Below are 13,030 nucleotides of genomic sequence, written 5' to 3'. Positions count from 1 at the left end.
GCCCGTGAGGACAGCCCCGCTTGTTGGCATATTGTTGCGGCTTACTGCTGGCCGATGATGGTGCCGGCAGGCTGCGGGCCGTGGTCCCGATAGGCCGACACACGCTCGCCCCAACGCTCGAACGGGTAGTAATCCCAGATGGCGTGGTGCTGGGTGGCCCAGTTGTCCCACAGCAGCAGCATGTCCGGCTGCCAGTGAATGCGCGCCTGGAAGGACTGGTGCTTTTCGATATGACGGTACAGCAGCTGCAACAGCGCATCGCTTTCGGCACGGCTCAGCTGCACGATATGCGAAGTAAACGCCTCGTTCACAAACAGGAAGGGACGGCCGCTGACCGGATGACGTGCCACCACCGGGTGTTCGCTGGCATTGAATACCTGGCCGGGTTTCGGTTCGGCACCATAGCCATTGCTCCAGCCTTCCCGCCCGTCATGCACGGCAGTCAGCCCCAGCAGCAGTTGCTTGATGGGTTCGGACAAGGATTCATACGCCAGATAGAGGTTGGCAAACGCCGTGTCGCCACCGCCGACTTCCGGCAGGCGGGTGACGCGCAGGAAAGACGCCCAGATGGGGTGCGGGTCGCAAGACACATCGTTATGCCAGGCGTCGCCCGCGGTGTAACGGGTGGTGCGGCCGGTTTTCCAGCCCAGGATTTCTGCGTCGCCACTGCGCGCGGTCAGCTGGGTGCTGTCGCCCAGCACGTGCTGGTGCAGGCTGCCAAACAGACGACCAAAGGCCTTGTGCTGTTCGGCATTGATGGCCTGACCGGGGAAGGTCAGCACCAGATGTTCGGTCAGGGCCTGGCGAATTTCCGCCAGTTGCGCAGGTGGCAAGGGCTGGCTGAGGTCGACACCACGGATTTCCGCCCCCAGTGCCGGGACAGGCGTTTGAGGTCGAACGTCTGGTACTGGCTCAGTTCGCGGGTGTTCCAGCCTTCAATGGCCAGCTTGTCGTTGTAATCCTGATAAAAGCTCATCCTGGCAGCCTCTCAAAGCAAGGGGAATGAAAACACGGCCTGTCATGACAGGACATAACCATGCACATGGAGTGGATATTAAAAAACCACGCCATGATTCCCAACCAAGAAAAACCGGATTGCTTATTCCCTCAGCCTTGTAACCAGAGCATGCCGCTGATGGAGAAGAACGATGTCACCGTAGCGGCCAGCAAGGTGGCCGCGCACAAGCCTTCGTGGCCGTATTTCTGCCCCATGATGGGATAGATGCTCATCATCGGCGCGCAGGCAAACAGCACCGCCGCCATTTGCAGCCAGGCGGGTACTGGCAGCAGGAAATGCAGCAGCAGGAAGATCAGCAAGGGGTGCAACAGCAGCTTGCCCAGCACGATGGGCGAAATACGGCGCACGATGCCGCTGGTTTTCAAGCCAACCAGCGAGCCGCCGATGACAAACAGCGACAAGGCCACCGAAGCCTGCGACAACAATTCCAGCACCTTGCTGAACACGCCCGGCAGCTGCAAGCCCGCCAGCGAACACAACACCCCGGCGCTGATGGCGATCACCAGTGGCGAGCGCAGCAGCCGCCCGCCCACCTGGCGCAACAGATGGCCCCAGCCCTTGCCGCTGGCATCATGGCTTTCCAGCAGGATTAGCGCCAGCGGAAACACCACCGCGTTTTCCACCAGCATGGTCATGGCCAGTGCAATGCCTGCCTTGGCCCCCAATAGCTGCGACACGATGGGAAAGCCGATGAAACCGCTGTTGGACATGGACATGCCCAGCCCGAACAGTGCACTGAGCCGAAAGTCATGCCCTGCCACCACGCGGGCAAACAGCATGCCCAGGCCCAGCGCCAGCAAGGAACCCAATCCGTAGGCCAGCAGGTAGTGCAGGTCCACCACCTCGACAAAGGACTGCCGGGTCAGCGCGCGGAATATCATCGCCGGCAAGGCAAAGGTGATGACAAACTGCCCCAGCGCACGAATATTGGCCTGGGCAAACCAGTGCTGCCAGGTTACCCAGTAACCAAGGGCAATCAGGATGAAGATGGGTCCGGTGATACTTGCAATAGCCAGCACAATGCAACTTTCCGCCCCAGGAACCGCTAACAAAAAACCTGCTGCTGCGTTGCGCCTCTTTGCCCCAGGGACACTACGCTATTTTGTCAGCGGTTCGGAGGCAATCAGGTTTCGGAGGAATACCCCAGCCATTCGCGGATATGTTCGCGTATCAGCTCGATGAACAGCTGCTGGGTGAGGGTTGAGGGGTGACGCAGGCTGATGGCCATGGCCAGCTTGCTGGACAGCACCGGTTCTACAATCTTGCGCACGGTAAAACGCGAGGCATCGGCCAGCGAGGCCACCGCACTGCGAGTGAGCACCGCCGAGCCATAGCCATCGGCCACCAGCTCCAGAATGGCGGACACACCGTCGATTTCCAGTTCGATATGCGGACGGCAGCCGATATTGGCCAACTCTGACTCCACCAGCATGCGGATGGAATTGGGGCGACTGGGGATGATCAGCGGCGTGCCGGCGACTTCACGCAGGGTGATGCTGTCCGGGGCATTGTCAAAGCGGGCGGTCATCAGGAACAGCTCTTCCTCCAGCAGCGGGAAGGTTTCCACCTCTGCCGACGGAATCACGTTGTACAGCAGGGCCACGTCCAGCCGCCCGGCTACCAGCGCCTCGTGCATGGTGACGGACAGGCCCTCGCAGATGGACAGCGAGGCATTGGGCAGCCGGGCGCGGAAGGTTTTGGTCAGCGGCACCGCCAGCACCTTGAGCAGGCTGGGTGGCAGGCCCACCACCACATGCCCGGCCATGGCTCCACGCACCTTGCCCAGCTCCTCCTTCACCCGCTCTACCTGATGCAGGATGCCCAGGCTATGCTCCAGCAACACCTTGCCGGCCTCGGTCATGGAAACACCCCGGCCATTACGGATCAGCAGGTTCTGCCGCAGTTCCACTTCCAGCATGCGGATCTGGCGGCTGAGCGCGGGCTGGGCAATGTTCAGCGTATTGGATGCGCGAGTGAAGCTGCCCAGCTCTGCCACGCAGGTAAAGTACTGCAACTGTTTCAAATCCATAAACCCAACCTTCTTGTCGTTATTGCTGCCCGCCCTGCAGGCGGTGCCTGTCATGCTGTCCCGGCCCGGCGGCCAAGACAGAAGCATGGCATTGCCCTTGTCGTCTGTCCAAACAGATATTGGCAACATCAGTGGCGCTACTCCGGCTGCCGGCTTAATAACTGTCCGGCATTGCCCGGTAACTGCCACACATCCCATAACGCCAACAACGTCAGGCCAGCCAGTACGACAAAGGCAAAATGATAATGCGTCAGCGCATTGGCCTGCGGCAGCCAGGATTCAGCCATGCGCAGGCCGACGGCAGCAATGGCGATGCCCATGCCATAGGCCATGCGCAGCAGCATGTTGAACAGGGTGTTGGCGTGGCTCATCTGTGCTGGCGGCACGTCGACAAAAGCCAGGGTGCTCAGCGTGGTAAAGGTCATGGAACGGGCCATGCCGGACAGAAGCAACACCAGCACCAGCCGCGGCCACGGCGTATCCGGGCCGAAGGTGGCAATCAGCAGGGTCAGCACCACCAGTGCCAGGCCGCTGAGCAGCAAGGTCAGACGAAAGCCAAAGCGCCGCAGCGTACGGCTGGTCAGCACCTTCATGCCCAGGTTGCCGGCAAACAGGGTGAGCAACAGCAGGCCGGAACGGAAGGCATCCATGCCCATGCCCAGCTGGAACATCAGCGGCAGCAAAAACGGCGTGGTGTTGATGGCTGCGCGCAGCAAAGAGCCGCCAACAATAGTGGTGCGGTAAGTGCGGATGCGCAGGATGGACACATCCAGCAAGGGGGCATGGCTACGGCGGCAATGTCGCCACAGCCCCGCAAGCAGCACCCCGGAACCTGACAGGCAGAGCATGGCCAGCATCAGCTGCCCCGTGCCACCCACCTGCTCCAGACCGCTCATCAGCAACAGGCAGGCCGTGCCGCACAGCAAAAAGCCCGTCCAGTCAAAACGGCTGCTTGCCATCCCGTCCGCCGAGGGTGGAATCAGCCACCACGCCAGAGCAAACGCCAGCACACCCAGCGGCAGGTTAAGCAGGAAAATCCAGTGCCAGGACGCATAAGTGGCGATGAAGCCGCCCAGCGCCGGCCCCAATACCGGTGCCACCAGACCTGGCCAGGTAATCATGGCGATGGCCTGCATCAGCTTATGCTTGGGCGTATTGCGCAATACGGCCAGCCGCCCCACCGGCACCATCATTGCCCCGCCCACCCCTTGCAGCACGCGCGCCGAGGCAAACTGCCACAGGTTTTGCGACATGGCACACAGCAAGGACGCCAGCGTGAACACCACGATGGACGCCATGAATACGCGACGGCAGCCCAGCCGGTCGGCCAGCCAGCCGCTGGCCGGTATCAGCAAGGTCAGGGTAAGCAGATAAGCGGTGATGCCGATATTGAGGTCAACCGGCTGCACAGCAAAAGTTGCCGCCATGGCAGGCAAGGCAGTATTGATGACCGTGGCATCAAGGTTTTCCATGAAGAACGCAGCCGCCACCAGCAAGGCGATCAGCGAGGAAGGGTTTGGTCGGTCAGCAAGTCGCATGGGCAGACAAACAGATAAAACCGCAGGACGGGTCGTCCCCACCCTGCAGTTGAACTGGAAGCATCAGGATCAGAAGTTTTTCCACATGCCCACGGCCAGCGAGTGCTGGGTTTTGGCACCGGCGGCCGTGGCGCTGGGGTTGCCGCCCAGTACATACGTGGCATTGGCTTCGTTATGCAGCTCGGTAAACAGCACATACACCTGGGTGGTCTTGCTCAGTACGCGGTTGTAAGCCAGCGTGCCCATCTTGGCGCCACTGTCCTGTACTGCTGCCGAACCCTTCCACGACGCGGCCTGGCCATACTGGGCGGAGAAGATGTTGGCGCCGTTGGTGTAGGTGCCGATCAGGCTGCCGTAGTTGCGGCTGCGGCTGTTACCGGTCTGGTTGATGTTATCCAGGATGTCGTGTTCCACCAGGCCGCCTACATAGATGCTGCCGAAGTTGTAACCCACAGCCAGCATGTGCATCAGACCATTCTGGTAGAAGTTGCTGGACATGGCTTGCATCGCACGGTTTTGCTGGAAGCCGTAACCCACGCGCAGCTGACCGTCGTCATACGTCAGGTTGCCGGATACCAGCGTTGCACCATGGCTGGTGGTTTCCGAGCTGCCAGTGCCCGTGGTGAGCGAATACTGGATGCGGGCGGTGACATTGTTGAACTTGGGCGTCTGATAGCTTACCGAGTTACCGGCGCGTACATCAAAACCGCCGCTGGCCAGGCTGCCGCCGTTGGCCCACAGCGTGGCATCGTTGGAAATGCCGGTGGCGTACTGGAAGCTGTTGCCGGCAATGTAGTGCAGGTCGTCAATGGCCACCAGGAAGTTACCGGCCTTCAGCGTACCCAACTGGGCAGAGCTCAAACCGATGAAGCTTTCACGACCGGCCCAGGTATTGGAGCCGGTGCCGGAACCGTCATCGATGGCTACGCCGGATTCCACCTGCCAGATGGCTTTCAGGCCGTTGCCCAGGTCTTCACTGCCCTTGAAGCCGATGCGCGAGGTGTCGTTTTGCACCTTGTTGGTGGAAAACGCCGTGCTGGCTGCGCCGGACTTGGTGTTTTCAAAGTCGGCATGGATGCGGCCATAAATAGTGACCGTGGAATCGTCCGCCAGCGCGGCATTGGCCAGCAGCGGGGACAGGGAAGCCAGCAGCATCAATTGGGTCTTGTGTTTCACGATTATCTCCAGTTCTGTTTATTCACAGATTCATATTTATTTAAAATTAATTCTCAATGCGGGCGTGGCCCATGCAAGTGGCCCCACCCTGTCCTGCGCTCCCCGCTCCGAACGACGGCTGTCGCCAGATTGACATCTGTCATCAAAAGCGGGCAGATTCAGCCTTTATTGCCACTTCTCCTTTCATTGGTATCCGGTTTTGATGTCCACAGACAGCCCCAGCTTGCCCACCCGACGCAAGAACGACCCCGAAGGCATGCGCCAGCGCATTCTGGAAGCGGCCCAGACCGAATTTGTCCAGCACGGTTTCAGCGGTGCCCGGCTGGACAATATCGCCGAGCAGTCCAATACCAACAAACGCATGGTGGTGTACCACTTCCACAGCAAGAAGGAGCTGTACATCGCCGTGCTGGAACGGGTATACGGTGAAATCCGCGATATCGAAAAACAGCTGCAGCTGGAAGGCCTGCCACCGCGCGAGGCCATGGCCCTGCTCACCGGCTTCACCTTCGACTACCACCACAATCATCCGGACTTCTGTCGGCTGGTGAGTATCGAAAACATTCACCAGGCGCGGCATATTGCCGACTCGGACATCATCCGCCAGCGCAACCGCAGTGTGATCGAGGTGGTGGAAGGCATCCTCACACGTGGCATTGCCGACAAGGTATTCCATGACCGGGCCGATGCCATCGACGTCCACATGCTGATCAGCTCGCTGTGCTTCTATCGCGTATCCAACCGCCACACTTTTGCCAGCCTGTTCGGACGGGATCTCACCCAGCCCGAACACGCCAGCCGTCACCGGCAAATCATCATTGATACGGTATTGGCCTATCTGGAGCGGACGGCAGACTGAGTCCGCAGCCCGTCAGCTTGTCATCAGTGGTGCATGGCCTTGCTGGCAGCACTCACCGGCTGTACCGGCAAGCCCTTGCTGGCCAGGTTTTTCAGCAGCAGCGACAGCACGATGATGCCGGCAGGAACCGCCAGGGCAGCAAAGACCTGGGAGAAGGTCCAGCCCCAGGCCAGCATCTGGCCACCGGCAAAGGCGCTGAGTACCGCACCGATACGGCCCACACCATGCATCCAGCTGGAACCGGTGGCACGTGCTGCGGTGGGGTAGAAGCCGGCAGACAGTGCATTCATGCCGGTATTGGCACCGTTGAAGCAGAAGCCCACGGCGAAGGTAAGCGCGCACAGCAGTGGCAGTTCATGAGCTACCGAGGTGAAGCCGAACAGCAGCACCGCACCCAGACCATAAGTGATGGCCAGCACCTTGTGCGGATTGGCACGGTCCATGCACCAGCCCATGAACAGGGAACCTGCCGGGCCGCCAAACTGGAAGAAGGCAGCAATGAAGGCAGCATCCGCCAGGGTGTAACCGGATTCCTTTACCAGCGTCGGCATCCAGCTGCCCATCAGGTACACCACGAACAGCGCCATGAAATAGCCCAGCCACAGCATGAAGGAACCAAAGCGGTACTGACGCGACAGCACGGTACGGATGGAATTGCCCTTGGGCGCGGCATCCGCATTGCCCATGGTGAAGCTGGCGTCCTTCATCGACAGGTCCGGTGCCAGTCGCTGCACGATCTTGGCAATACGGGCGGCCGGGGCATTACGCACCACCAGGAAACGCACGGATTCCGGCAGGAACAGCAACAGCGCGATGGATACGGCAATCGGCAGCACACCACCGAAAATCAGCACGCTTTGCCAGCCGAAGTGCGGAATCATCCACGCCGACAGGAAGCCACCACCGGCTGCACCCACGGTAAAGCCGCAGAACACCACGGTCACCAGGAAGGAGCGACGGCGTTCCGGCGCAAACTCCGACACCAGCGTGCCGACATTGGGCATGGCTGCACCAAGGCCAAGGCCGGTGAGGAAGCGGAAGATCACCAGATGGGTAATGTCGGTCGAGGTGGCGGTAACCAGCGTCCAGAAACCGAAGAAGAACACCGACAACACCAGTACCACCTTGCGACCCAGATAGTCTGCCAGCGGGCCGGCAAACAGCGCACCCAGCGTGAGACCTGCCAGCGCGGCGCTGAGCACCGGCGCCAGCTGCGGGTTGGTCACATGCCACAGGCGTTTGAGTTCCGGGGCGATGAAACCCATGATGGCCACGTCAAAACCGTCGGCCGCGATAATGCAGAAACCAAAAAACACCACCAGCCACTGAAAGCGGTTGATGGGACGATCGTCGATCAATGACCGAACATTGATGACATTGCTGGCGTTACTCATCTGTTTGTCTCCTGTTGCAGCGCTGACTATCAATCGCTGCCTTGTTGTTCTTGCTATCTGCCCTGCCCTTGCCGGTCAGCTGCAGGCCGTTGAAGCTACTGTCCCTTGCCAGCTTCTTTCCTGTTGAGGGGAGGAGTCTGCCTGTGATGACTGGCCGGTCCGGCCGTGCACTGCTTGCTGCCTGGTGCAGCCCGAGCTTGGCATGCTTGTCCATGCGTCTTGGGCATGGAATGCATTCTGACTTGGCATGAATCTTCAAAACATACCGCAAAAAATCTATCAGTTATACCGATTTACGATAACTGCGCCCCATCCATGTGCAGATATCCATAGCATGCACCAGCGCCTTGATTTTGTAGTTTTCCTACGCCAAATCAGCACATTAAAAAAATACAACAGCCGGAAAACAGCAGTTAAACACCATTCCCTGCCCCGTTTCAGTGCGGGAAATCCCTGAGTCCTGCCACACCACAAATACAGGCCAGTCCTGCATTTTCCGGCTGAAAGCGGACAGCAAAAGCGCATGCATGCCACCTGTCAGCCATGGCTGCCGGACACTGCACATCAAACAAAAAATCAAAACAAAGTTATTTTTTTGAATTGCATTCCGTTTTTTGCGATTGCATACTGCCCAGCCATCAGCCACCGAAAAACAGACTGGCCAACACGGGGGATGCCACCACGCCCACCCGCCTGCGCCAGCTACACAGGAGAGACTCATGCCACCACGCCAGCTCGCCCTTGCTGCCCTCAGCATGCTGGAGCTATCCCCGCCCGACATGGTCAGCTGCGCCGCTGCTGCCGGCTTCAGCCATGTCGGTCTGCGCCTGCTGCCTGCCACGGCCGAAGAACCGCAACACGACATGCTGGGCAACAGCCCGCTGCTGCGCGAAACCTTGGTGCGCCTGCAGGACACCGGCCTGCAAGTGTCTGATGTGGAAATACTCAGGCTCAAACCGGAAGTGGATGTCGCCAGCTATCTGCCCATGCTGGAAAGTGCCGCCCGGCTAGGCGCACACGAGGTACTGGTGGCAGGTAATGACCCGGACTTTGCCCGCTGTGCGGACAGTTTTGCCCGCCTGTGTGAACTGGGCGCACCACTGGGCCTGAGCATGAATATCGAGCCCATGCCCTGGACCGACATCCGCAACATCGCCATGGCCATGCAGTTGCTGGAGCAAGCCGGCCAGGACAATGCCGCCCTGCTGGTGGACGCCATCCACTTTGACCGCGCCGGGGACGCCCCGGCCATGCTGGCCGAGGTGCCGCGCCAGCGCCTGCACTACATGCAGTTGTGCGATGCCCCGGCAGCAAAACCAGACAGCATGGAAGAACTGCTGTACCAGGCCCGCGCCGAGCGCATGCCACCGGGCCACGGCGGGCTGGCGCTGGGCGAACTGCTGCTGGCCTTGCCGCCGGAGCTGCCGATTGCGCTGGAAGTGCCGATGCACAGCAAGGGCCATCTGCGTGCCGTGGAGCGGGCCAAGCTGCTACGCAGTGCTGCACAACAGTTATTGCAGCGCACCTACGGTGCAGCGCTTGAGTCGGCTGGCACGTAACAATCTTCCATAAAAAAAATTCTCAAAACGTACCGACTGGTTGCTTTTATGCAACAAAACGGACGCAAGACAGCAATACGGAGAGACTGACATGCTGTTGCAACTGGAAAACCTGCCTGCACAAGGCAGTGAATTTGATGTGGTGGTCATAGGTGCCGGTGGTGCCGGGCTGGCTGCCGCACTGTTTGCCGGCCTTGCCGGACAGAAAGTGCTGCTGGTGGAACACAGCGAATACGTGGGCGGCACCACCGCCCTGTCCGGCGGCACTACCTGGATACCCAGCACCCTGCATAGCGCGCGGGTGAATCCGCAAGACACCCTGGCCGAAGCAGCGCGCTATCTGGACAATGCCATTGGCGAACGGGCCGACCCGGCACTGCGCCAGGCCTTCCTGCAAGCCGGCCCGGCGGCGGTGGCTGCGCTGGAAGCCGCCACCGAGGTGAAATTCCGCCCCTACCCCAAACACCCGGACTACATTTCCGACCTGCCCGGCTCCACCCTCAATGGCCGTGCGCTGGAACCCTTACCCTTTGATGGCCGTCTCTTGGGCGAGCTGTTTGCCGTACTGCGCCCGCCCATCCCCGAATTCACCGTGCTGGGCGGCATGATGGTGGACCGCACCGACATCAACCACCTGCTGAAGCTCAAGTCCTCGCTGCCTTCGTTCAGGCACTCGCTCAAGCTGCTGCTGCGCCATGCCAGCGACCGCCTGAGCTACCCGCGCGCACCCGGCTGGTGATGGGTAATGCGCTGGTGGGCCGCCTGCTGTATTCGCTGTCGAAACTGGGCAATGTGCAGCTGGCACTGCGAGCCCAGGCCAGCGACATCCAGCACGATGAGCGCGGCGTGCACGGCCTCACCCTGCGCCAGGACAAGACCAGCCGCAGCATCAAGGTGAATCAGGGAGTGATTCTGGCCAGCGGCGGCTTCAACCGCGACCCGGAACAACGCGCCCGCCTGCTGCCGGGCATAGAGATGGACTGGTGCCCCGGCGCGCCCGGCCATACCGGTCAGGCACAGCAGCTGGCGCGCGGCCTTGGTGCAAAACTGGCCGAAGGCAGCCTCAGCCCGGCATTCTGGGCACCGGTATCACTGCGCCGCCGTGCCGATGGCAGCCAGGCGGTGTTTCCGCACTTCATGCTGGACCGCGCCAAGCCCGGCATGATTACCGTCAATGCCCGTGGCGCGCGCTTTGTCAACGAAAGCACCTCCTACCACCTGTTTGGCCTGGCCATGCAGGAAGCCAACCGCAGCACGCCCAGCATTCCGGCCTTCCTTATTTGCGATGCTGCCGCCTTGCGCCAGTACGGCATCGGCATGGTGCGCCCCGGCGGCAAGAACCTGGAACCCTACCTGGCCGATGGCTACCTGAGCGCAGGCAACACACTGGCCGAGCTGGCCGGCAAGCTGGGCATGGACCCAGCCACGCTGGAGGACAGCGTGGCGCGCAACAACCGCTTTGCCGCCAGCGGCGTGGACAGCGACTTCCACCGTGGCGAAACCGCCTACCAGCAAAACATGGGCGACCCCTCACGCGGTCAGCCCAATCCCAATATCGGCCCGCTCGCCGAAGCCCCGTATTACGCGGTGCGGCTCTATCCGGGCGACATCGGCGCGGCCACCGGCCTGCAAACCGACGCCCAGGCGCGGGTGCTGGGCCTCGACGGCCAGCCCATTGCCGGCCTGTATGCGGTGGGCAATGACATGCATTCCATCATGGGCGGGGTGTATACCGCGCCCGGCATCACCATCGGCCCGGCGCTGGTATTTGCCAGCATTGCCGCCACCCACGCCAGCCAACGCCACACCCGCGCCCCGACGCGCGTCACCGTTACCCAATAAGGAGAGCACAACATGACCCAAACCCTGCAACTGGATGGTGCCACCCGCGTACTGGCCATCGTGGGCGACCCGATCGCCCAGGTGAAATCCCCGGCTGGCGTCAGCGCCGCCCTGCAACAGCAAGGCCGTAATGCCATTCTGGTGCCCAGCCATGTCAGCCCGGCCAATCTGGATGCCTACGTCAAGGGCATCAGCCTGGCGGGCAATCTGGACGGCATCATCGTCACCGTGCCGCACAAGTTCGCCATGTTTGCCCAATGCAGCAGCAGCAGCGACCGGGCGCGCCGCCTGGGCGCGGTCAATGTGATGCGCCGCAATGACGACGGTAGCTGGCACGGCGACATGTGTGACGGCGCCGGTTATGTAGCCGCCATGCGCGCAGCTGGTTGCCAGCCGGAAGGCAAGCGCGCACTGCTGGTGGGTGCTGGCGGTGCGGGTTCGGCCATTGCACTGGCCCTGCTGGAAAACGGCGTCAGCGAACTGGCCATCCACGACGCCGACACCAGCCGCCGCGACCAGTTGATTACCCGGCTTGACGCCAGCTTCCCCGGCCAGCTGCGCATAGGCAGCAACGACCCCAGCGGCTTTGCCATTGCCATCAACGCCTCGCCCACCGGCATGCAGGCCAGCGACCCGCTGCCAATTGATGCCGGCAAGCTGGACGACACTATGTTTGTCGGCGACGTGATTACCGCCCCGGCCGTCACCCCGCTGATTGAAAGCGCCCGTGCACTGGGCTGCCAGACCGTGGTGGGGGGCGACATGTTTGCCGCCGTGCGTGAACTGATGCTGGACTTCCTGCTGGCGCAGGGTCCGCTGGCGCGCTGAGGTTGGCCGTGAACAAGCAAGCACAAGCCAACACCCTGCACTGCGACCTGCTGGTAGTGGGCAGCGGCGCCGGCGGGCTGGCCACTGCCGTCACCGCCGCCCGGCTGGGGCTGAAGGTGGTGGTGGCGGAAAAAGAAGCCGAATTCGGCGGCACCACTGCCTGGTCGGGCGGCTGGCTGTGGGTGCCGCGCAACCCGCTGGCCATCGCCGCCGGGATAGACGAAGACCCGGCCCTGCCGCGCCAGTACCTGCACAGCGAACTGGGAGAGGACTTCGATCCCGCACTGACCGATGCCTATCTGAGCCACGCGCCACGCATGGTGGACTTCTTCCAGCGCCACAGCCTGCTGCGCTTCATCGACGGCAACCTGATTCCGGACTTCCACGGCCACAGTGCCGGGGCGGCCAGCGGCGGGCGTTCGGTGTGTGCGGCACCGTTCGATGGCCGACTGCTGGGCGCGCACATCCACCAGCTGAAAAAGCCGCTGGACGTGATTTCGCTATGGGGCATGGGCATTGCCTCCGGTGTGGAGCTGCGTCATTTTCTCAACGCCAGCCGCTCGCTCGCCTCCTTTGCCTATGTCACCCGGCGCGTGCTGGCCTACTGGCGCGACTGCCTGCTGCATGGCCGTGGCATGCGGCTGGTCAACGGCAATGCGCTGGCCGCCGCGCTGGGGGCCTCGGCCCTGCAAGCCGGGGTGGAACTGCGCCTGTCCAGCCCGGTGCGCCAGTTGCTGCGCGAACAGGACAAGGTGAGCGGTGCGCTGCTGGACACGCCGGACGGCCC

The 13,030-nt window shown here is 61.7% G+C and carries 13 protein-coding genes; 6 read left to right on the top strand and 7 right to left on the bottom strand.

Going from position 1 to position 13,030, the window contains the following annotated elements; translation table 11 throughout:
* Nucleotides 1-41: 41 nt before the first annotated feature.
* The 6 genes from AWT75_RS10665 to AWT75_RS10645 form a co-directional block, all read right to left on the bottom strand.
* Entirely contained in the window at nucleotides 42-833 is a 792-nt protein-coding gene (locus AWT75_RS10665; protein ID WP_239689548.1) for a TauD/TfdA dioxygenase family protein, read from the bottom strand.
* Complete coding sequence (locus AWT75_RS22850; protein ID WP_239689547.1) at nucleotides 794-976, bottom strand: hypothetical protein; 183 nt, start codon at nucleotides 974-976, stop codon at nucleotides 794-796. Before AWT75_RS22850 ends, AWT75_RS10665 begins: the two co-directional genes overlap by 40 nt.
* A 131-nt stretch (nucleotides 977-1,107) precedes the next feature.
* Nucleotides 1,108-2,037 (bottom strand): AEC family transporter, encoded by a 930-nt coding sequence (locus AWT75_RS10660; RefSeq protein WP_062789130.1) that lies wholly within the window; start codon nucleotides 2,035-2,037, stop codon nucleotides 1,108-1,110.
* Between the two features lie 104 nt (nucleotides 2,038-2,141).
* Nucleotides 2,142-3,047 carry a LysR substrate-binding domain-containing protein gene (locus tag AWT75_RS10655; protein ID WP_045845032.1) on the bottom strand — a complete coding sequence of 302 codons (906 nt, stop codon included), beginning with the start codon at nucleotides 3,045-3,047 and terminating at the stop codon, nucleotides 2,142-2,144.
* Nucleotides 3,048-3,184: 137 nt separating this feature from the next.
* Nucleotides 3,185-4,585, bottom strand: coding sequence for an MFS transporter (locus AWT75_RS10650; RefSeq protein ID WP_062789129.1), 1,401 nt, complete (start codon nucleotides 4,583-4,585; stop codon nucleotides 3,185-3,187).
* Between the two features lie 69 nt (nucleotides 4,586-4,654).
* Nucleotides 4,655-5,761 carry a porin gene (locus AWT75_RS10645; protein WP_239689546.1) on the bottom strand — a complete coding sequence of 369 codons (1,107 nt, stop codon included), beginning with the start codon at nucleotides 5,759-5,761 and terminating at the stop codon, nucleotides 4,655-4,657.
* Nucleotides 5,762-5,963: 202 nt separating this feature from the next.
* Between AWT75_RS10645 and AWT75_RS10640 the strand changes: the two genes are divergently transcribed.
* On the top strand, nucleotides 5,964-6,620 hold the full coding sequence (locus AWT75_RS10640) for a TetR/AcrR family transcriptional regulator (protein WP_062789127.1): 657 nt from the start codon (nucleotides 5,964-5,966) through the stop codon (nucleotides 6,618-6,620).
* Nucleotides 6,621-6,643: 23 nt separating this feature from the next.
* Here AWT75_RS10640 and AWT75_RS10635 read toward each other — a convergent pair whose 3' ends face one another.
* Nucleotides 6,644-8,014: an MFS transporter gene (locus AWT75_RS10635; RefSeq protein ID WP_062789126.1), complete on the bottom strand. Its 1,371-nt coding sequence runs from the start codon at nucleotides 8,012-8,014 to the stop codon at nucleotides 6,644-6,646.
* A gap of 719 nt (nucleotides 8,015-8,733) precedes the next feature.
* On the opposite strand from AWT75_RS10635, the gene AWT75_RS10620 reads away from it, so the two are divergent.
* The 5 genes from AWT75_RS10620 to AWT75_RS10605 all read left to right on the top strand — a co-directional run.
* Nucleotides 8,734-9,573: a sugar phosphate isomerase/epimerase family protein gene (locus AWT75_RS10620; protein WP_062789123.1), complete on the top strand. Its 840-nt coding sequence runs from the start codon at nucleotides 8,734-8,736 to the stop codon at nucleotides 9,571-9,573.
* Between the two features lie 91 nt (nucleotides 9,574-9,664).
* Nucleotides 9,665-10,312 carry an FAD-dependent oxidoreductase gene (locus AWT75_RS22155; RefSeq protein WP_204376956.1) on the top strand — a complete coding sequence of 216 codons (648 nt, stop codon included), beginning with the start codon at nucleotides 9,665-9,667 and terminating at the stop codon, nucleotides 10,310-10,312.
* Nucleotides 10,312-11,415, top strand: coding sequence for an FAD-binding protein (locus AWT75_RS22150; RefSeq protein WP_239689553.1), 1,104 nt, complete (start codon nucleotides 10,312-10,314; stop codon nucleotides 11,413-11,415). Before AWT75_RS22155 ends, AWT75_RS22150 begins: the two co-directional genes overlap by 1 nt.
* 12 nt (nucleotides 11,416-11,427) lie before the next feature.
* Nucleotides 11,428-12,243, top strand: a complete 816-nt coding sequence (locus tag AWT75_RS10610) for a shikimate dehydrogenase family protein (RefSeq protein ID WP_062789122.1) — start codon at nucleotides 11,428-11,430, stop codon at nucleotides 12,241-12,243.
* A gap of 8 nt (nucleotides 12,244-12,251) precedes the next feature.
* The coding region (locus AWT75_RS10605; protein WP_153013296.1) for an FAD-dependent oxidoreductase at nucleotides 12,252-13,030 on the top strand (779 nt) is incomplete at its 3' end.

It is taken from the genome of Aquitalea pelogenes (assembly GCF_001515305.1).
Classification (GTDB): Bacteria; Pseudomonadota; Gammaproteobacteria; order Burkholderiales; family Chromobacteriaceae; genus Aquitalea; species Aquitalea pelogenes.
This window is presented reverse-complemented; position numbering and strand designations above follow the sequence as displayed.